At 54.1% G+C, this 20,404-nt stretch carries 20 protein-coding genes; 12 read left to right on the top strand and 8 right to left on the bottom strand.

Features of this window, described 5'->3' with window-relative positions:
* Window positions 1-8 precede the first annotated feature (8 nt).
* The gene (gene chiQ, locus K2184_RS27275) at window positions 9-341 is read left to right on the top strand and encodes a ChiQ/YbfN family lipoprotein (protein ID WP_004100227.1); all 333 of its coding nucleotides are present in this window, start codon (window positions 9-11) and stop codon (window positions 339-341) included.
* A 53-nt stretch (window positions 342-394) separates the two neighbouring features.
* On the opposite strand, the gene K2184_RS27270 is transcribed toward chiQ, so the two are convergent.
* From K2184_RS27270 to ybfF, 8 genes are all read right to left on the bottom strand, one after another.
* Window positions 395-1,690, bottom strand: a complete 1,296-nt coding sequence (locus K2184_RS27270; RefSeq protein ID WP_098992280.1) for an MFS transporter — start codon at window positions 1,688-1,690, stop codon at window positions 395-397.
* 54 nt (window positions 1,691-1,744) lie between these two features.
* Entirely contained in the window at window positions 1,745-2,884 is a 1,140-nt protein-coding gene (tcuB, locus tag K2184_RS27265) for a tricarballylate utilization 4Fe-4S protein TcuB (protein ID WP_098992281.1), read from the bottom strand.
* On the bottom strand, window positions 2,871-4,274 hold the full coding sequence (gene tcuA, locus K2184_RS27260) for an FAD-dependent tricarballylate dehydrogenase TcuA (protein ID WP_004100231.1): 1,404 nt from the start codon (window positions 4,272-4,274) through the stop codon (window positions 2,871-2,873). Before tcuA ends, tcuB begins: the two co-directional genes overlap by 14 nt.
* 97 nt (window positions 4,275-4,371) lie before the next feature.
* On the bottom strand, window positions 4,372-5,298 hold the full coding sequence (gene tcuR / locus K2184_RS27255) for a tricarballylate utilization LysR family transcriptional regulator TcuR (RefSeq protein WP_004111412.1): 927 nt from the start codon (window positions 5,296-5,298) through the stop codon (window positions 4,372-4,374).
* A 129-nt stretch (window positions 5,299-5,427) separates the two neighbouring features.
* Complete coding sequence (gene fur / locus K2184_RS27250) at window positions 5,428-5,880, bottom strand: ferric iron uptake transcriptional regulator (RefSeq protein ID WP_004100233.1); 453 nt, start codon at window positions 5,878-5,880, stop codon at window positions 5,428-5,430.
* 291 nt (window positions 5,881-6,171) lie between these two features.
* The gene (gene fldA, locus K2184_RS27245; RefSeq protein ID WP_004100234.1) at window positions 6,172-6,702 is read right to left on the bottom strand and encodes a flavodoxin FldA; all 531 of its coding nucleotides are present in this window, start codon (window positions 6,700-6,702) and stop codon (window positions 6,172-6,174) included.
* Between the two features lie 149 nt (window positions 6,703-6,851).
* The gene (ybfE, locus tag K2184_RS27240) at window positions 6,852-7,145 is read right to left on the bottom strand and encodes a LexA regulated protein (RefSeq protein WP_004100235.1); all 294 of its coding nucleotides are present in this window, start codon (window positions 7,143-7,145) and stop codon (window positions 6,852-6,854) included.
* A gap of 133 nt (window positions 7,146-7,278) precedes the next feature.
* Window positions 7,279-8,052 (bottom strand): esterase, encoded by a 774-nt coding sequence (ybfF, locus tag K2184_RS27235; RefSeq protein ID WP_049094425.1) that lies wholly within the window; start codon window positions 8,050-8,052, stop codon window positions 7,279-7,281.
* 184 nt (window positions 8,053-8,236) lie between these two features.
* On the opposite strand from ybfF, the gene seqA reads away from it, so the two are divergent.
* From seqA to araD, 11 genes are all read left to right on the top strand, one after another.
* Entirely contained in the window at window positions 8,237-8,785 is a 549-nt protein-coding gene (gene seqA / locus K2184_RS27230) for a replication initiation negative regulator SeqA (RefSeq protein WP_004111417.1), read from the top strand.
* 32 nt (window positions 8,786-8,817) lie between these two features.
* The gene (gene pgm, locus K2184_RS27225; RefSeq protein WP_024273919.1) at window positions 8,818-10,458 is read left to right on the top strand and encodes a phosphoglucomutase (alpha-D-glucose-1,6-bisphosphate-dependent); all 1,641 of its coding nucleotides are present in this window, start codon (window positions 8,818-8,820) and stop codon (window positions 10,456-10,458) included.
* 56 nt (window positions 10,459-10,514) lie between these two features.
* Window positions 10,515-10,934, top strand: coding sequence for a hypothetical protein (locus K2184_RS27220; protein ID WP_004100239.1), 420 nt, complete (start codon window positions 10,515-10,517; stop codon window positions 10,932-10,934).
* A 322-nt stretch (window positions 10,935-11,256) separates the two neighbouring features.
* A complete protein-coding gene (locus K2184_RS27215) occupies window positions 11,257-12,054 on the top strand; it encodes a DeoR/GlpR family DNA-binding transcription regulator (RefSeq protein ID WP_004100245.1) in 798 nt (265 codons plus the stop codon).
* A gap of 114 nt (window positions 12,055-12,168) precedes the next feature.
* Window positions 12,169-13,242: a zinc-binding dehydrogenase gene (locus K2184_RS27210; protein WP_163525205.1), complete on the top strand. Its 1,074-nt coding sequence runs from the start codon at window positions 12,169-12,171 to the stop codon at window positions 13,240-13,242.
* A 282-nt stretch (window positions 13,243-13,524) separates the two neighbouring features.
* A complete protein-coding gene (locus tag K2184_RS27205; RefSeq protein WP_049595825.1) occupies window positions 13,525-14,391 on the top strand; it encodes an ABC transporter substrate-binding protein in 867 nt (288 codons plus the stop codon).
* Between the two features lie 105 nt (window positions 14,392-14,496).
* On the top strand, window positions 14,497-15,981 hold the full coding sequence (locus K2184_RS27200) for a sugar ABC transporter ATP-binding protein (RefSeq protein ID WP_004111422.1): 1,485 nt from the start codon (window positions 14,497-14,499) through the stop codon (window positions 15,979-15,981).
* Window positions 15,982-15,991: 10 nt separating this feature from the next.
* Complete coding sequence (locus K2184_RS27195; RefSeq protein ID WP_004100252.1) at window positions 15,992-16,978, top strand: ABC transporter permease; 987 nt, start codon at window positions 15,992-15,994, stop codon at window positions 16,976-16,978.
* A gap of 27 nt (window positions 16,979-17,005) precedes the next feature.
* Entirely contained in the window at window positions 17,006-18,484 is a 1,479-nt protein-coding gene (locus tag K2184_RS27190; RefSeq protein ID WP_163525204.1) for an FGGY-family carbohydrate kinase, read from the top strand.
* Window positions 18,481-19,380, top strand: coding sequence for an L-ribulose-5-phosphate 3-epimerase (locus tag K2184_RS27185; protein ID WP_105889922.1), 900 nt, complete (start codon window positions 18,481-18,483; stop codon window positions 19,378-19,380). Before K2184_RS27190 ends, K2184_RS27185 begins: the two co-directional genes overlap by 4 nt.
* A complete protein-coding gene (gene araD / locus K2184_RS27180) occupies window positions 19,370-20,065 on the top strand; it encodes an L-ribulose-5-phosphate 4-epimerase (protein ID WP_163525203.1) in 696 nt (231 codons plus the stop codon). Before K2184_RS27185 ends, araD begins: the two co-directional genes overlap by 11 nt.
* Window positions 20,066-20,404 lie beyond the last annotated feature (339 nt).

Here is a 20,404-nt window from a genome sequence, read left to right as displayed (position 1 = left end):
GGTTATTTATGAAGAAGTTACTGCTTGTCGCCATTATGGCAACAGGTCTGGTTGCCTGTACGCAGTCGCCAGCGCCGAAAGAAGACTCAAAGTTGAGAGACGCCTACAGCGCCTGCATTACTAGCGCGGAGGGGAACCCGGATAAGGTTGAAGCCTGTCAGAGCGTACTGAACGTGCTTAAGCAAGAGAAACAGCACCAGCAGTTCGCCACCCAGGAAAGCGTGCGGGTGCTGGACTATCAACAGTGTATCCAGGCGCGCAAAACCGGTAACGATCAGGCCGTGCAGGCGCGCTGCGACCAGCTCTGGAAAGAGATCCGCAGCAACAATACGCCCCGTTAATCCAGGCGGAGACGGGCAAAGCGGGCGGAGCGTAAACTCCGCCCGCGGCTATTTTAGCGGGGTATTTCTGCTGGCTGATAGCTGCGGCTCAGGCGAGTAAAGAGCATGGCGGTTGCGGCAAGTCCGCATAGCGCAGCGCACATCAGCCACCAGCCCGGCGAGCTTTTATCCCCGGTGATCTCGACCAGCGCGGTGGAAATAGCCGGCGTCAAGCCTCCAAAGATAGCGGTGGCGAGGCTAAAGGCCAGCGAAAAGCCCACGGTGCGGACGTAGACCGGCATCACTTCGGTCAGCGCCGCGACCATCGCGCCGTTATACATACCGAAGAAAAACGAGAACCAGAGCAGGACCAGCGTCATACGGGTAAAATCCGGCGCGGCGGTGAGCCAGTGCATCACCGGCCAGGTGGTAAGCAGCGCCAGCAGGGTGATGCCCATCAGCACCGGACGACGGCCTATTCTGTCAGAAATTGCCCCGCCAATCGGTAACCAGATAAAGTTAGAGATACCGACCAGCATGGTGACCAGCAGGCTATCGCGAGCGCTCAGATGCAGCACGGCTCTCCCGTAGGTTGGGGTATAAACGGTAATAAAGTAAAAAGTGGTCGTGGTCATCGCCACCAGTAAGGTGCCCGCCGAGATGATGCGCCAGTTTTTTACAATCGTGCTCAGGATTTCTCGGGTATCAGGACGATGTTTACGCTGCAGGAAAGCTTCGGTTTCCTGTAGCGAACGCCGCAGTACAAAAATCAGCGGAATGATCAGACAACCAATAAAGAAGGGGATACGCCAGCCCCATTCGGCGATCTCATCATGGCCAAGCGTTTCGTTCAGCGCGTAGCCAATCAGCGCCGCGACCACGATAGCCACCTGCTGGCTGGCGGATTGCCAGCTGGTATAGAACCCCTTTTTCCCCGGGGTGGCGATTTCCGACAGGTAGACCGACACGCCGCCGAGCTCTACGCCCGCCGAGAATCCCTGCAGCAGACGGCCGACTAATACCAGAATGGGGGCGAGAACGCCGATGGCGTGATAGCCGGGGACCAGTGCTATCAGCAGTGTCCCGCAGCCCATAATCGCCAGCGTCACCATCAGCCCTTTACGCCGCCCGATTCTGTCGATATAGGCCCCCAGCACTATCGCCCCGATAGGGCGCATCAGGAAGCCCGAACCAAACACGGCGAAGGTGAGCATTAACGCCGCAAACTCACTTTCCGCCGGAAAGAACGTTCTGGCGATGTAGGTGGCGTAAAAACCGAACAGAAAAAAGTCGAATTGCTCGAGAAAATTACCGCTGGTCACGCGGAGAATAGCGCCGAAGGTACCGGCGCGCGATGATGATTGCGTCATAGGGGTTGCTCTCCATTGTCTTTATCTTGTTTTTATAGAGGTAAGAGAAGCGGACTAGTCGCCTGCGACTGCCGCCTGTTTTCCGCGCCGTTTCTCAATTGCCCACTTGAGTAACGCCGCACAGCGATAAAATCCGTGGGCAAATTTTCCGTATGGCAGGGTTAAAAACAGCGCCATCACAACGCCGAGATGAATGGCGAGCAGGACGCCCATCCACGAGGTATCGCGCCCTGCCAGCAGGGCCAGTCCGGTCAGGCTGGTTAAAAACAGCAGCAGAATAAAGCCGCGATCCATCGGTTTTTGCCGCGCATCGCCGTGCAGCGGCGAGCGGCGCAGGTTTAGCCATAGCAAACCCGCCGGGCCGACCAGCAGGCCGATACCGCCGAGCGTGCCCAGTACAACCGGTACGCTGAAGAACGGGTAGGGGGCTTCCCAGCCGGCGATATAGTGATAACCCGTAGCCACCACGGTGGCGGCGAAACAGAGCAGAAAACCGTAGAAGGTAAAGTGATGGAAACGGCGGCGCATCAGGGTAAACGCGTCATCAGCCTCGTTGCAGCCTTTACCGTGCCCGCCGTCGAGATACTTCAGCGTGAGCGCATTATGCGAGGCTGTAGCGATGTCGATAGCCTGAGGCTGACCCGGTGAAATCTCGAGCCAGAAGCGGATCACCCCGCTCATCAGTAACCCTATGGCCAGAATGAAGACCGAGCCAAACATCCAGGCCAGCAGGTTATGGGGAAATATCCGGTAAAAATCGCCGGCCAGCGGCGGATGAAGCAGCGAGCCATTGAGCCCCATCGCTAACAGCAAAAAGAGGATCAAACCGGCGACCAACGCCAGCACCGTGGTCACGCCAGCCCGACGGTAAAGGCTGCTGAAAGCCGCGGGCTGGGCATAGTGCTGATAGGTTTCCAGGCGGACTTCCGCCATCGCTTTCGGGACATTAATGGCAAACTCGTGCGGCGGCGCATACTGGCAGGCATGCAGGCAGGCGCCGCAGTTGTGGCACAGGTTGGCCAGGTAGTTAATATCCGCTTTACCAAAAGCCAGGCGCTGAGTCATGGCCGGAAACACGGCGCAAAACCCTTCGCAATAGCGGCAGGCGTTACAGACCTGCATCACCCGTTCAACTTCCGCTTCCGGCTCGGTGATGATCTGCGCGTCGATAATCAACTTTTCAAGCGACTTCATGATGTATCTCCTGCTGTGCCGCACGGGCGGCCTGCTGGCCGGCAATGCGGCCGAACGTCGTACCAATCGACATGCCTACGCCGGCGGTATAGCCTTTGCCCAACACGTTGCCGGCCATCATTTCGCCAGCAACGAACAGGTTACGGCTGGGTTTGCCCGCAAAATGGACGGCGGCGCGTTCATTGACGTACAGTCCGAGGTAGGTGAAAGTGATCCCCGGGCGCAAGGCGTAACCGTAGTAAGGCGGCGAATCGATGGGCCGCGCCCAGTGGGTTTTCGGTGGGGTCAGGCCTGATGTTGCGCAGTTATCAAGGCAGGTATGATCGAACTGGCCCGGCACGCAGGCGGCGTTATAGTGCGCGATGGTTTGCGCCAGACGCGCCGCGTCCAGCCCCAGCTGGCGAGCCAGTTCTTCGATAGTATTGGCCTGGGCGCCGGGAAAAACCGGCGGCATAAAGTGACCGATCGCTTTGCTGTCGATAATTGAATAGCCGATTTGTCCCGGCTGGTGGGCGACCAGCCGCCCCCAGATGGCATAACGTTTGGGCCAGAAATCTTCCCCTTCATCATAAAAGCGCTCGGCGTCGCGGTTTACGACCACGCCCAGCGATACGCAGTCCACGCGGGTGCAGATCCCGCCATCATAGAGCGGTGCCCGGGCGTCAATGGCGACGCAGTGTGACTGCGAGGGATCGCCGATAACGTCAGCCCCGGCGTCGATCATATATTTCAGCAGCACGCCCTGGTTAAAGCGGGTTCCGCGGATGAGAAAGTTATCGGCTGGCCATTCGCCACGATCGTTCTGTCCCCACGCTTCGCGCAGCCACTCGCGGTTAGACTCAAAGCCGCCGGCGGCGAGGACGCAGGTTTTCGCGGCAATCCTTTCTTCACCCGCCAGCGCGGCGACGAATTCGCCGTTATACAATTCGAGCGCCTGGACCGGGGTGTTGTAGCGGATCTGTACACCCATCTGCTCCGCGCTGCGGTAATAAGCATTTATAAGAGCCTTGCCGCCGCCCATGAAAAAGGCGTTGGTGCGGGCGACGTGCAGTGCGCCGGAGAGCGGCGGCTGAAAGTTAACTCCGTGCTGGCGCATCCAGTCCCGGCACTGTGATGAGGTACGGATCACCAGCCGCGCCAGCGCTTCGTTGGTATTACCCTCGGTGACGCGCAGCAGATCCTGCCAGTACTCCTCTTCCGGATAGCTGTCGACCAGCACATCCTGCGGAGCATCGTGCATACAGCGAAGGTTCCGCGTGTGCTGAGAGTTTCCGCCGCGCCATTCTTTCGGCGCGGCCTCCAGCAGCAGCACGGACGCGCCGGATTCCCGGGCGGTCAAGGCGGCGCATAGCGCAGCGTTGCCGCCGCCAATCACCAGTACATCCACCATTTTTGGCTCCATTACGGTTTGCTTTATTGTTAAATTTGTAATGGAAATGTATGCGCTCAGGGCGGCAGGACGCTATGGCGTATTGCTAAAGAGGGGTTTAGTGTGCGTAAAGGCTGGCGCCAGGCCAGCGGCCAGATTCGACCAGCTGACGCATGACTTTTGCCAGTATGACTCGCGCAGCGAGACCCGATGGGGTCAATTCATCATCGGAAAGACTGACGAGAAAATTAGGCCGACTGAGTATCGGATTGTTGATGCCGATCACTCTCAGGGGCTCGCCGTCGAGATGAGAAATCGCTGCTCCCGGCTGCAAAGTGGCGCCGAGGCCGTCGCGCACGGCGCGCATTAGCAGGGCCAGACCGTCGATTTCAGCGACCACATCGACATTAAGCGCATGCTCCTGGCACATCGCCTCCAGCCTGCCGCGCAACCCATGCCCCAGGCTTGGCATAATCAGCGGGACAGCGGAGAGCTGGTCCGGCGAGATGCTATCGTCGGGAAGGGGAGCCAGTACCTTATGGGTGCCAATCAGAAACAGACGCTCTTCAAGAATCGGCCTGGCGCTCCAGCGCACAAGCTTCTCCTTCTGGAACACGATCGCTAAATCGAGCTGACGGGTGTTGATCATGCGTTCAAGGTTGCCGGAGAGACTTTCTACCAGATGCAGGCGGACGTCGGCATAGCTTTCGCGCATCGCGTTGATAAAGGGTACGCCGAGCACAGAGGCGGTGCTGGGGGCCATGCCGACGCTGACGTGGCCAGATAGCCGCGCCTCGCGCGCAGCAAGAACCGCATCATCAGCGTGACGTAGTGCCAGCTGCGCCTGTGAATAGAAGGCGAGGCCAGCGCTGGTGGGCATTACGCCGCGAGACGTCCGTTGTAGCAGGCGAATGGCGAGTTCATTTTCCAGGCGCGCCATTTGTTGGCTAAGCGCGGAGACGCCGATATTCAGGTCAAGCGCGGCGCGGCCCATACTGCCGGTTTCAATAATGCGCACAAAATAGCGTAGCTGGCGAAGCTCCATAAGCACACTCCGTATAAAGCAGGATGCACCGACAGTAAACGTATTCAGGCGCGAGAGGAAGAGGCGGCAGATGGCGGGCAAAAAAAAGCCAACCCGCAGGCTGGCTTTGGCTGATAAACGATGCGGTGATTATTTCTCTACCGCGTCGTGGGCATGTTCATCTTCGCGGCAGTCGCCTTCTGCACAGTGGCCGTACAGGTACAGACTGTGGTTGGTGAGGCGAATACCGTGTCTGGCGGCAATCTCACGCTGGCGCGCTTCGATGGAATCATCGCTAAACTCGATCACTTTGCCGCAGTCCAGGCAAATCAGGTGATCGTGATGGTGCTGCTGCGTCAGTTCAAAAACGGATTTACCGCCTTCGAAATTATGACGGGTGACGATACCGGCGTCGTCAAACTGGTTCAGTACGCGGTAGACGGTGGCCAGGCCAATCTCTTCACCCATATCAATCAGGCGTTTGTATAAGTCTTCCGCACTGACATGATGGTTATCCGGTCCTTGCAGCACTTCCAGGATTTTTAATCTCGGAAGCGTCACTTTCAGGCCAGCTTTCTTTAATGCGGTATTGTTGTCAGTCATGCGGAATCTGTCCTGTTGCTAAACGATCTACTTCCATCAGCGGAAGTAATACAGAGAATCACCCGATGTAATGCGTCTCATTATAGAACTGCCATGGTGAAATGAAAACTGCAAGCATCGGGCCTTGTATGCTGTTAAAAACGAGGCACTCGCTACAAAGTGCTTCACGCGACCCCGTTAAATCAGAGGACATTGTACAGATATGTGATTAAAAGTTAAAAACTTGTAGCTATAACTTTGATTGCTTTTATCTATCAATTCGGCGAAATATGGTGATTACGCCGTTTAGACTCAGGCATTCTTGATTTCTTCGAGGTGCAGCTCCTCGGAAATCTGTTTTACCCATTTTTCGACGCGTTCGTTAGTCAGTTCAGGCTGACGGTCTTCGTCGATAGCCAGACCGACAAAATGATCGTCATCGGCCAGGCCTTTAGAGGCTTCAAAATGGTAGCCAGCGGTCGGCCAATGGCCAACGATAGTTGCGCCGCGCGGTTCGATGATATCGCGAATGGTGCCCAGCGCATCGCAGAAGTATTCAGCATAGTCTTCCTGGTCGCCGCAGCCAAAGAGGGCTACCAGTTTGCCATTAAAATCGATCTCTTCCAGCGTCGGGAAGAAATCGTCCCAATCGCACTGGGCTTCACCGTAGTACCAGGTTGGGATGCCGAGCAGCAGGATATCGTGAGCTTCCAGATCCTCTTTGCTGCTTTTGGCAATGTCGTGAACATCAGCAACATCTTTACCAAGCTGCTTTTGAATCATTTTTGCAATATTTTCGGTGTTGCCGGTGTCGCTGCCAAAAAAGATGCCGATGATTGCCATGAGTAAAATAACCTCTTGAAACTTAATGATGTGGTAGTGGCGTAATGCCCGCAGATAGGGGCAATGATAGCAGAACTGAGAAGGGCGCGGAAACAGCAATCACGCCCAACTGCACACTCTGCTACATGAAAGCTTATTTTTTGAGGGTTTTAGGCTTTATCCTGGCCGCGCAGGGCTGCCAGCTGGGTCATCAGCATCTCTTCGATCAGATCGCTGCGGTTCATGTTACGGGCTTCGGCCAGCTCATTGAGCGCATCGACCGCATCGGCATTGAGCTTAAGCTCCACGCGCTTCAGGCCGCGGCTCTTGTCGCGTTTAAGCTGATTGCGTTTGTTGATGCGCAGCTGTTCATCGCGCGAAAGCGGATTCGTTTTCGGTCTTCCCGGCCGACGCTCAGTTGCGAACAAATCTAATGTCGTACGGTCCGTTTGTTCTTTTGCCATGATTCAGAGTGACTTCGGGGGAAACAAGCTATCGGGCATAGCCGACGCAGACAGCGCGCCATAATACATCAGGCGGCGGGCTGCGCCAACGGCCGCGGACATTAAGCCGCGCGGTCGAGTATATTTTAGGCAGTTACGCGGCGATAGAGGTCAAATAACGGCGAATGGCGCGGATCACGGCCTCCGGTTTTTCAGCGTGCACCCAGTGTCCGGCGCCGGCGATAACGTGCGCCCGAGCTTCGGGAAACTGCGCAAGCAGCGCGTCACGACAGGCATCGGTCACGTAAGGGGAGTTGCCGCCGGGGATAAACTGCGCCGGATGCGGCCATGCCGGGACGGTTTGCCAGCCGACGATGTTGTCGTACTGCTCCCACAGCACCGGTACGTTAAAACGCCACTGGCCATCCACAAAGGATTTCAGCAGAAACTGAACCACGCCCTCTTCATTAAGGTGTTGACGCATGACCGTCGCTGCCTGCTGACGCGTAGCGGCGCCCGAATCGGTGACGGCGTTGATGGCAGCAAAAATTTCATCATGGCGGCGGACGTGATAATCCACCGGGGCGATATCAATAGCTACCAGGCCTGCGATGCGCTCTGGCGCCAGCGCGCTCAGCGCCATCACCGCTTTGCCGCCCATAGAGTGACCAATAAAGGTGGCTTTCTCAATCTGCGATTCATTGAGAGTATCAAGCAGATCCTCAGCCATCGCGGCGTAGGTCATCTCCGGCGCGCGCGGGGAGAGACCGTGGTTTCGCATGTCGACCTGCACCGTATCGTGATCGACAACCAGATCGCGGGCGAGGATCCCAAGGTTGTCCAGGCTGCCAAAAAGGCCGTGGACCAGGACGATAGGGGGATTATTGTGCTGATTCTGTGCAGATTGCGCTCGGCTATTTAATTTCATGGCAAAGTTCTTTTTTTCGCTCCGTCGGGTTAGGGTATTATGTTGAACATTCTGCCATCCGGCTGCAAGACCCGGAAGATTTCTGAGTTTTGCCGTCATCCTGGTTTGACGCTATCCGCGGTTGGGATTTGTCCCTATAATCCCGACAACTTGTATTCAGAAAAAGATATCGCACTGGATTAAGATGAAAACAATTGAAGTTGATGATGAACTCTATAGCTATATTGCCAGCCACACCAAGCATATTGGCGAGAGTGCATCCGACATTTTACGGCGCATGTTGAAGTTTTCCGCCGTTTCCCAGCCCGCCGCACCGGTAGCGAAAGCCGCTCCGGCACCGGCGCCAACGCCTGTCGTTGACGTGAAGCCCGCTAATCCTCTGAAGGATAAAGTTCGCGCGATGCGTGAGCTGCTGTTATCTGATGAGTATGCTGAACAAAAGCGCGCGGTAAACCGATTCATGCTGGTTCTGACTACCCTCTACACCTTAGACAGCAAAGCGTTTGCCGAGGCCACCGAGTCTCTGCACGGGCGCACCCGCGTCTATTTCGCTGAAGATGAGCGCACGCTGCAGAAAAACGGTAATCAGACTAAGCCTAAGCAGGTCCCCGGTACGCCGTGGTGGGTTATCACAAATACCAATACCGGTCGCAAATGCAGCATGATCGAACACATCATGCAGTCCATGCAGTTCCCTGCGGAATTGATCGAAAAGGTTTGCGGTACGATCTAGTCATTTAACTTTTGCACCAGAAGGATCAGGCAATGGCAATCGATAAGCGCGCAGGTCAACCTGCGCAACAGAGTGATTTGATTAACGTCGCCCAACTGACTGCCCAGTACTATGTGCTGAAGCCGGAAGTAGGCAATGCGGAACATGCGGTGAAGTTTGGCACCTCCGGCCATCGCGGCAGCGCGGCGCGCCATAACTTCAACGAGCAGCATATTCTGGCGATTGCCCAGGCAATTGCTGAAGACCGCGCGAAGAACGGGATCACCGGCCCATGCTACGTCGGGAAGGATACCCACGCGCTCTCCGAACCTGCCTTTATTTCCGTACTGGAAGTGCTGGCGGCGAACGGGGTTGACGTTATCGTGCAGGAAAACAACGGATTCACCCCGACGCCGGCGATTTCCAATGCGATTCTGGTGCACAACAAAAAGGGCGGCCCGCTGGCTGACGGTATTGTTATTACGCCGTCCCACAACCCGCCGGAAGACGGCGGTATCAAATACAACCCGCCGAACGGCGGCCCGGCTGATACCAACGTCACCAAAGTGGTCGAAAACCGCGCCAACGAACTGCTGGCGGCGGGTCTGCAGGGCGTGAAGCGTATGACGCTTGATGCGGCGCTGGCCTCCGGTCACGTCAAAGAGCAGGATCTGGTGCAGCCGTTTGTTGAGGGATTAGCGGATATCGTCGACATGGCGGCGATCCAGAAAGCCGGACTGACGCTGGGCGTCGATCCGCTGGGCGGCTCCGGTATCGAATACTGGAAGCGTATCGCCGAGCATTACAACCTAAACCTGACTATCGTGAATGACCACGTGGATCAGACTTTCCGCTTTATGCACCTCGATAAAGACGGCGCAATCCGTATGGACTGCTCCTCCGAGTGCGCGATGGCGGGCCTGCTGGCGCTGCGCGACAAGTTTGACCTGGCTTTCGCCAACGACCCGGATTACGACCGCCACGGTATCGTCACGCCGGCCGGGTTAATGAACCCGAACCACTACCTGGCGGTGGCGATTAACTACCTGTTCCAGCATCGCCCGCAGTGGGGCAAAGATGTTGCGGTGGGTAAAACCCTGGTCTCCTCGGCGATGATTGACCGCGTAGTCAACGATCTGGGCCGCAAGCTGGTGGAAGTACCGGTTGGCTTTAAGTGGTTCGTTGATGGCCTGTTCGACGGTAGCTTCGGCTTCGGCGGCGAAGAGAGCGCGGGGGCGTCGTTCCTGCGCTTTGACGGGACGCCGTGGTCCACTGACAAAGACGGCATCATCATGTGCCTGCTGGCGGCGGAAATCACCGCGGTGACCGGGAAAAACCCGCAGCAGCACTACGACGAGCTGGCAGAGCGCTTCGGCGCGCCAAGCTACAATCGTCTGCAGGCTTCCGCGACTTCAGCCCAGAAAGCGGCGCTGTCTAAGCTCTCTCCGGAAATGGTGAGCGCCAGCACCCTGGCAGGCGATCCGATTACCGCGCGTCTGACTGCGGCTCCGGGCAACGGGGCGGCGATTGGCGGTCTGAAAGTGATGACCGACAACGGCTGGTTCGCCGCGCGTCCGTCAGGTACCGAAGATGCCTACAAAATCTACTGTGAAAGCTTCCTCGGCGCTGAACACCGTCAGCAGATTGAAAAAGAAGCGGTGGAGATTGTCAGCGAAGTGCTGAAAAACGCCTAATCTCCCACATGATAATCAGGCCCGTTTCAGGGCCTGATTTTTTTCGCAAGGCGGCGATGAAACTAAAACGTAAACACGTCTTCCGGTTCTGGGGCGGGATGGATCTCTTTTATCTCATCCAGTTTCTCGGCTGGAATCTTTACCATCAGCGCCTGCCTTTCTACGACGACATCCTCTCTTATCTCCAGCTTGTACCCACCCTTGGCCCCGCGGCCGCCTGGCTGTTCCCGCTGAATGTGCTGCTGATTGTCACTATTCCCGTGTCGATGGTTCTCCTCTGGCGGCAGAGCCGCTATGCCCTGCGGTTGGCCTGTGCGCAAACGCCCCTGCGGCTGGCCTTTATGCTGCCCTCACTTTCGCTGGTGCTATGGGGCGCGCAGGTCCTGGGAGTTAAAGGCGCGGCTTTCTTTATCGCTCTGCTGCTGGTCTCTGAGGCGGCAAAATTGATGACGTTATGGCGATGGCGAAAGATTTAACTTTTCGCGTTATCTTCACGGGGCAGGGGTATCCGGTAACACGGTGACCGAATCGGGCATAAACGGGTATCAGGTCGTTGACCGGGTTTGCCCGTTTTGCCGAATTAACTACCGGAGCAGGTGAACAATCACGGCTAATTCTGCGATTTTAGTCACAAATTTATCGTGATTAAAATGAAATTTCCCATATATATATGATCTACTTCAAATTAAAAAAAGCTAAAAGCTTGTTTTGATTTTGTATGATTTATGTCACTTACTGATATGGATGATTTTGTTATATTTATGTCATTAAATCCTGGATGCTTTCTTGAGAACTTATATGTTACAAGTTAAACGTCACTCATTAATTGTGGAATATGTCGTAGAAAAGGGGTGTGCCAGAGTTAATGAGCTGTCGCGATTATTTGGCGTATCTCCGGAAACTATTCGACGTGATTTAACTGCGCTGGCCAGAAATAAGAAAATAGTGCGCAGCTTTGGCGGCGCAATGATTTCCGAAAATACGGCATCGTTTTTAGCTGCCGATATGCCGGCAAATAACGGAAACTTTGTCGATAAAGCCGAAGCCTTTATTAAGCGCACGAAAGAACAGCCAGAACGTAAGATGCGCATCGCCAAAGGTGCGCTGCAATTTATTCATGAGCATGAGTGCATCATTATGGATAATAGCAGCTCCTGCTGGTTTTTAGCCCGTCAGCTACCTGACATTGAATTGACCGTTATTACTAATTCTTTGAATATTATTCAAACCTTAGCCTGTCGCAAAAAAATAAGAATTGTCAGCGTTGGTGGTGAATATTCTGAGCGTCACGGTGACTTTCACGGTCCGGTTGCTGAGTTCATTATCAACAATTTTAAGGTCAATAAGCTGTTTTTTTCCTGTCAGGGCCTGGACTCCGGTCTGGAAATTAAAGACAGTAATGAAGTCAACGTCCGGCTAAAGCAAGAGATGCTGAAAGTTGCCGATCAAAAAATTCTGATGGTCGATAGCAGTAAATTTGAACGCTATTCGCTTTATAAAATATGCGATCTGGCGGATATTGATATCTTGATCACTAATGAGTTACCCGGCGATATCTATCGCCAGCATCAGGTACATATTGTAGAGACCAAATAAGGCTCTGAATAATAATCTAATTGCATCATCATTTAATCGCTCTGTACCAGTTGGAGGAGTATTGCATTAGCAATACTGTCCCTCTTCATTATTTATCCGAAAAAGAGGTTTACGATGGAACAATTACCTGAAGATATGAAAGCGGTTGTCTGCCACGGTCCCCAGGATTATCGCTTTGAGAAAATTCGCCGCCCGATCGCCAAAGAAAGAGAAGTGGTCATTAAGGTTGACGGCTGTGGAATATGCGCCGGTGATTGCAAGGCCCAGGACGGTGCGCCGATGTTCTGGGGTGATAATCCGTGGGTAAAAACGCCGGTAGTGCCCGGCCATGAGTTTTACGGTCGGGTTGCTGAATTAGGCCCGGGTTCCGCTGAAAAATATAAATTAAAAATTGGCGATCGCATTCTCGCTGAACAGATTGTTCCCTGCCATGAGTGCCGTTTCTGTAATACCGGAAAATACTGGATGTGTGAAACCCATGATATTTACGGCTTCCAGAAAGATGTCGCCGATGGCGGTATGGCTGAATATATGCGTTTCTCCGAACGCGCGATTATTCATAAAATTCCTGAATCATTAAGTGAAGAAGATGCGGCGCTGATCGAACCTATGGCCTGTGCAATTCATACGGTACGCCGCGGGGATATCGATCTGGATGATGTGGTCGTTATCGCCGGCGCCGGGCCGCTGGGGCTGTGCATGGTGCAGGTCGCTCATCTTAAGACGCCGAAGAAACTGGTGGTCATCGATACCATGGAAGATCGCCTGGCGCTGGCTAAAGCGTTTGGCGCCGACGTGGTCATCAACGCGGCGAAAGAGGACGCCGTCGCCATCGTTAAGTCCATGACGGACGGATACGGCTGCGACGTTTATATCGAAGCGACCGGCGCGCCTGTTGGCGTGACTCAGGGACTGGAGATGATACGCAAGCTGGGGCGCTTCGTTGAATTTAGCGTGTTTGGGAAAGAAACCACCGCCGACTGGTCGATCATCGGCGACCGCAAAGAGCTCGATATTCGCGGTGCGCATCTCGGCCCCTATAGCTATGAAATCGCTATCGATCTTTTTGAGCGTGGCCTCTTGACCGCCAAAGGCGTGGTAACGCATTTCTATTCTATCGATGAGTGGAAAGCCGCTTTTGAGATGGCCAAATCGCTGGATTCCATCAAGGTCGTTATCAAGCCATAAATTTATCATCATTCACTCGCGTCATTTATATTTATTGTTCTGCACTTTCATAAATGGCTGCTAAATCAATACTGGATTTCTTCAATCATGGGGATTGCTGAGATAAATGTCGGTAGCCTCTGCTAATTACCAGTGGTGAATTTATTGCTCAGTAAATCAGGCAACATTAGTACCATGAAAACGCTGCTGAATAATTTATATTCCGCAGCGCACAACTCAATAAGGAGATATTGAATGCCTGTTAAATTTAATACCAAAGTATTACTCTCAGGACTTCTGGCTATGAGCATGGTCGCCTGCGTTAATGCTAAACCTTTGACTATCGGCATGTCCTTCCAGGAATTAAACAACGAATATTTCGTGACCATGAAAGAGTCACTTGAACAGTCGGCAAAAGATATTAACGCCACCGTCTATACTGCGGATGCGGCGCATGATGTCTCCAAGCAGATTAGCGATGTTGAGGATATGCTGCAAAAGAAAATTGATATTTTGCTGATTAACCCGGCAGATAGCGTTGGCGCGGAAACCGCCGTCCTGGCCGCCAAAAAAGCCGGCGTGGTGGTGGTGGCGATAGATGCTCAGGCTAACGGTCCGATTGATTCTTTTGTGGGTTCAAAAAACTATGATGCGGGCTTTATTGCCGGAGAGCATTTAGCCAAAGCGCTGGGAGATAAAGGCAACGTGGCGATTCTCGACGGAATTCCGGTGGTGCCTATTCTGGAGCGCGTGCGCGGCTTTGAAGATGCGATGAAAAAGCATCCCAATATTAAAGTGCTTACCAAACTGAATGGTAAACAAGAGCGCGATACCTCCATGAGCGTGACGGAAAATATGCTGCAATCCAACCCGACGCTCAACGGTATTTTCAGCGTCAATGATGTTGGCTCACTCGGTGCCCTGGCGGCTATTCAGTCATCTGGACGCGATGTCAAGCTGGTCAGCGTCGATGGATCTCCGGAAGCGGTGGCTGAAATTGCCAAAGGTAATACGCCGTTTATTGCTACCGCAGCACAGTTCCCGCGCGATCAGCTGCGTATTGGCTTAGGTATTGCCCTGGCAAAACACTGGGGGGCGAATATTCCTAAAGAGATTCCTGTTGATGTGAAGCTTATCGATAAAAACAACGCCAAAGATTTCCACTGGTAATCGCGCTATTACGCCACAGCGGCTCTCGCTTATTCAGGTGAGCCGTGCCGGATTCTTATTAAAGTATGGCTCGCTATTTTATCGAGCCATTATGGAGCGATGTTTATGCCCAGCTTACTGGAAGTCAAAAACGTCAGTAAAAGCTTCCCCGGAGTCAAGGCGCTGGATAATGTTAATATCACCCTTGCTCGTGGAGAAGTTCACGCTTTATTAGGTGAAAACGGCGCGGGTAAATCGACGCTGATGAAAATCCTGTGCGGGATCTATCAACCTGACGCCGGTAATATTTATATTGATGGTAAGCAGCAGCATTTTCATAACTATCGCGATGCGATTGCCTGCGGCGTAGGGATTATCTTTCAGGAGTTTTCTCTTATTCCCTATCTGAACGCTTATGAGAATATTTTCCTTAATCGTGAAAAGGTAAATCGTTTTGGCCTGTTAGATCGTAAAGCGATGCGTCGGGAGGCGTTACGCATTTTTAAAGAGCTTGGCGTCACGCTCGATCCCGACGAGCAAATCTGCCATCTCAGCGTCGCCGAGCAGCAGTTCGTGGAAATTGCCAAAGCGCTGTCGCTGGATGCGCGAATTCTCATTCTGGACGAACCCACCGCGACCCTGACTCCTGGCGAGGCGGAACATCTTTTCCGCGTGATGCGCGATTTAAAGGCCAAAGGCGTCGGCATGTTCTTTATCTCGCATCATCTGGAGGAGATATATGAAATCTGCGATAGCCTGAGTATTCTGCGCGACGGCAAATATATCGGATCGGCAAAGGTCGACAATATCGATATCGCAGAGATGATCCAGATGATGGTCGGCCGTGAGGTAGAGAACATCTATCCCGAGCGGCGGACGCTGGCGCATGATGAAATACTGCTGGAGGCGGAAATTCAGCTGACCGAAAGTAGTCAGGTTAATCGGCTGACGTTGCGCAAAGGGGAGATTTTAGGCCTTGCCGGGCTGGTGGGGTCGGGGCGTTCCGAAGCGATTCTGGCTCTGACCGGCGCGGATAAATGCTACAAAAAACGCGTCCGTCTGGCCGGAAAAGAGGTGACGATAAATTCAACCGATCGGGCTCTGCGTCTGGGTATCGGCCTGTTGCCGGAAAGCCGCAAAACGCAGGGACTGGTACTGCCTTTTTCGGTCAAAGACAATATCTGGCTTAACAAACACGCCTGCCAGTTCTCGCTTATCCGCGATAACGAAGAGCGCCTGACCGCCGAGCGTTTAATTAGCCACGTTGGTGTGAAAACGCCAGATGCCGGGACCGCGGTGGGGACATTGAGCGGCGGTAACCAGCAGAAAGTCGTTATTTCTCGTTGGTTAAATCATGACGTCAATATTCTTATTTTTGACGAGCCCACTCGCGGTATTGATGTCGGAGCAAAATCAGAAATCTACCAGATTATGCGCGACCTCACCGCCCAGGGGATTGCGATAATTATGATTTCATCTGAGCTTCCAGAGGTCATAGGCGTCAGCGACCGGGTGATGGTTTTTCGCGACGGTAATATCGTTGCGGAGCTTGAGAACGACCAAATTAATTCCACCGTCATTATGCTGCATGCTGCCGGTAATATTATTTAGGGAGTATTAAATGAGTAATGAAAACGTATCATTAGCGCCAGCCGTGTCTCCTGATAAAAATAAAAAGATGCTGCATAGTTTATTAAAAATGCCTGCATTCCTGCCGTTCGTTGGTCTGGTACTCCTGTTTTCCTGTATGGCCATTTTTAATGACTACTTCTTAACGGTTGATAACTTATCTACCGTCGCCCGTCAGGTCTCGATCAATGCCATCATCGCCATCGGAATGACCTTTGCCATCCTGACCGGCGGGATCGACCTCTCCGTCGGCGCGGTCATGGCCCTGGCCGGTACGCTGATGGCGGGATTAATGAAGTACTATGGTTTAGACCCGTGGTTAGCCATTCTTATCGGCCTGGGTTCCGGCGTCGCCTTTGGCGCGCTGAACGGCTTTTTAACCGCCTACGGCAAAATGCCGCCGATTATCGTAACCCTCGGCGCGATGATTATTGCGAAGGGGCTGGCACTGATCTATACCGGCGGCTATCCCATCTCCGGCTTACCGGATTCATTCGCTTTTTGGGGCCGTGAATATCTGTTCGGTATTCAGGTACCTATTATTCTGATGGTGGTTTTATATTTCATCTTTTATATCGTGCTGAATCATATGCCGTTTGGCCGCTATGTTTATTCTCTTGGCGGCAATGAAGAAGCGGCGCGCCTGAGCGGACTGCGGGTTAAATATTATAAATTGCTGGTTTATGTGATCAGCGGTTTTACCGCCAGTTTTGCCGGTCTTATTTTTACCTCACGGGTGATGAGCGGTCAGCCTAATGCGGGCGTCGGTTTTGAACTGGATGCTATTGCCGCCGTGGTGCTCGGCGGGGCATCGATTGCCGGTGGGCGCGGAATGATTATTGGCACGCTGATCGGCGCCATGATGCTCGGCGTACTGAATAATGGATTAAACCTGTTAGGGATCTCACCTTACGTTCAGTACGTGGTGAAAGGGCTTATTATTTGGGGCGCCACCTTTATTAGCTCAGCCAGACGTTAACTTATATTAATTATGGGACGAAGGGATATGAATTTTATCGGAGTGGATATCGGTGGTACGGTCACCAAAGCCGGGATATATACTGAGTGCGGGCAGGAGATCCACGTGGCTTCGCAATATGCTCAGGTATTATCCGAACAGCCGGGTTTTACCGAGCGGAAAATGCATGAGCTATGGGATACCGTTTGCAGCGTAATAAAAAAAGCGCTGTTTGAAAGCCAGGTGCCAGCGTTAAGTATTGGCGGGATCGGCTTCTCCTCGCACGGCAAAGGGCTGTACGCGATTGATAAAAAAGGCGAGCCGGTGCGCAACGGAATTATCTCATCCGATACCCGGGCGCTGGCGTTCGTCAAAAAATGGTACCGCGAAGGGGTCGATAAACTGGCCTATCCCAAAGGGCTGCAGCAGTTGTGGACCGGGCACCCGGTATCGCTGCTGGCGTGGTTAAAAGCACATGAGCCCGCCAACTACGACAGAATCGACGCCGTTTTAATGGTGCACGACTACATTCGCTTTCGTCTGACCGGCGAGGCGACGGCGGAAATTACCAATATTTCTGGCAGCAATTTTTATAACCAGCTTACCTCCCGCTACGACCGCGACATGATGGCGCTGTTCGGCATTGAGGAAGTGGCGGATAAGACCGCGCCGGTGGTCAACTCGACGGACTGCGTGGGGCACATTACCCTGCAGGCCTCGCTGGACTGCGGATTATGTCCGGGAACGCCGGTATTCGGCGGCTTTTTCGACGTGGTGGCCTCCGCCGTCTCATCGGGCATTGACCGGGCGGATACCCTGAGCGCAGTGGCCGGTACATGGAGTATCGCCACCTCGGTGACGGACAGCATTATTGCCAGCGACTATCCCTACATTTGGGGAAAATACTGCATTCCGGGCAAATATTTTGTTCATGAGGGCAGCCCCACTTCGGCGAGCAATCTCTCCTGGTTTGTGAAACAGTTTTTCCCTGATGATGACCGCTGCTACGACCATTTCGAAAGCTGGATTGCGCAAGAGACCGACAGTAACCTGATTTTTTTACCTTATCTGTTCGGTTCCAATCTGGCGATGGATCTGCCGGGTGCGCTGGTAGGTCTGGCGGGACATCATACGAAAAAGGATATTATTGCGGCCATCTACCGCGGGATCGTTTTTTCTCACCTGATACATCAGGACCGCATTATTGAACTCAATCGGGGTATTGAAAAAATTCGCTTTACCGGCGGGCCGAGCCAGTCGAGAGGCTGGACCCAGATGTACGCCGACGCGGCCAATCTTCCTCTGGAAGTCGTGGACATCGAACAGGCGGGATGTCGAGCCGCCGCGCTGTGCGCAGCCGCCGGCAGCGGAGCCTACGCCAACTTCAGCGAAGCGATAGCGGCCACGCAGCCCGAGGTGGTCAGTTATCAACCGGACGGCAAGCGGCATCAGCAGCTGCGCGAAGGTTATGCCCGTTACGTAGAGGTCGCGCAAAGCCTCTCCAGGGCAACGGGGGCGGCGCAATGAAACCGAGACTTGGTATCTACGAAAAAGCGCTTCCCACCGCGCTGGACTGGCCGAAACGCTTCGAAATGGCGGCTGGCCTGGAGTTTGATTTTATCGAAATCTCCGTTGATGAGAGTCCTGAACGTCAGGCCAGGCTGCGCTGGAACCGTGGACAGCGGCTGGCATTTGTGGCCGACAAAATTAACAGCGGTATCGATGTGCCGAGCATGTGCCTCTCCGCGCACCGCAGCCATCCCTTTGGTAGCGTCAATCGCGAGACCCGGCTCAAGGCGCGGGAACTGATGCTTGATGCGCTGGATTTTGCCAGCCACGTCGGTATTCGCAACATCCAGCTGGCAGGCTATGACGTCTATTACGAATCCTCTTCGGCGCAGACCCGGGAATACTTTATTGAGGGCATCAACTGGGCGGTGGCCGAAGCGGCGAAAGCGCAGGTGATGCTGTCGATGGAGATTATGGATACCGCCTTTATGAGCAATATCTCCCGCTGGCTGGATCTTGAACGGAAGGTCTGTAGTCCGTGGTTTTGCGTCTATCCGGACGTCGGCAACTTAAGCGCATGGCAAAACGATGTTCCCGAAGAGTTGAGTAAGGGAATTCATAAAATCACCGCCATTCATTTGAAGGATACGCAGCCGGTGTCCCACGCTTCGCTGGGGCAGTTTCGCGATGTGCCATTCGGTACCGGCTGCGTCGATTTCACGGAGATATTTCGTACGCTCTCGGCGCTGAACTATCGCGGCGCCTGGCTGATTGAGATGTGGGCCAAAAACGACGGGCTGGACAGCGAGAGAATCGCCGACGCTAAAGCGTGGCTAACGGATAAATACCAGCAGACATTTCGTCCACCGCACTATGAAGGCATTGTGAATTCAGGAGTGAAGTATGTTGGATAACCTCAAGCAGGCGGTTCTTGATGCCAATCTGGCGCTGCCGAAATTTAATCTCGTGACCTTTACCTGGGGCAACGTCAGCGGCATCGATCGCGACGCCGGGCTGGTGGTGATCAAACCCTCCGGCGTGGAATACGCCGTGATGACCGCTGACGATATGGTGGTGGTGGAGCTGGCGACCGGCAGCGTGGTGGAGGGACGCTATAAGCCCTCGTCGGATACGCCGACCCATCTCGAGCTGTATAAGGCATTCAGCGGCGTGGGCGGAATTGTGCATACCCATTCGCGCCATGCGACGATTTGGGCGCAGTCGGGGAGGTCGCTGCAGGCGATGGGCACCACCCACGCCGACTATTTTTATGGGCCGATCCCCTGTACCCGTCCCCTTAGCGATGATGAAATCCGCGGTGATTATGAAACCAATACCGGTCACGTGATTATCGAAACGCTGGGCGCGCAGCATACCGATCCGCTCAGCGTGCCCGCCGCGCTGGTTCACGGCCACGGCCCATTTGCATGGGGAAAAGATCCGGCGAACGCGGTGCATAATGCGGTGGTGCTGGAAGAGATTGCCTATATGAATATGTGGACCCGCCAGTTAAGCGCTGACGAACAGCCGGTCTCTTCGACCCTGCTGGATAAACACTATTTGCGTAAACACGGCGCGGGGGCCTACTATGGGCAGTAATTGCCTGCATTCCCCGGATGGCGGCGTAAACGCCTTATCCGGGCTACCGGTCCGCAGTCGACGGTGAACCCCTAGCCCGGTCATACAGCAGCGCCACCGGGATGAAACAGCGCAAATGTTTCAGGCCGGCACATTTCCCGGAGGCGGCGCTTGACACGCCTGTCCGGGCTACCGGCCCGCAGTCGGTAGTGAATCCGTAGCCCGGTCATACAGCAGCGCCACCGGGATGAAACAGCGCAGATATTTCAGGCCCGGCACATTTCCCGGAGGCGGCGCTTGACGCGCCTGTCCGGGCTACCGGCCCGCAGTCGACGGTGAACCCGTAGCCCGGTCAACGCA

The sequence above is a fragment of the Klebsiella sp. K5-306 genome (genome assembly GCF_051835185.1).
Lineage (GTDB): Bacteria > Pseudomonadota > Gammaproteobacteria > Enterobacterales > Enterobacteriaceae > Klebsiella > Klebsiella oxytoca.
Note: the sequence above shows the minus strand (reverse complement) of the source record. Positions and strands in the feature narration are given on the sequence as shown.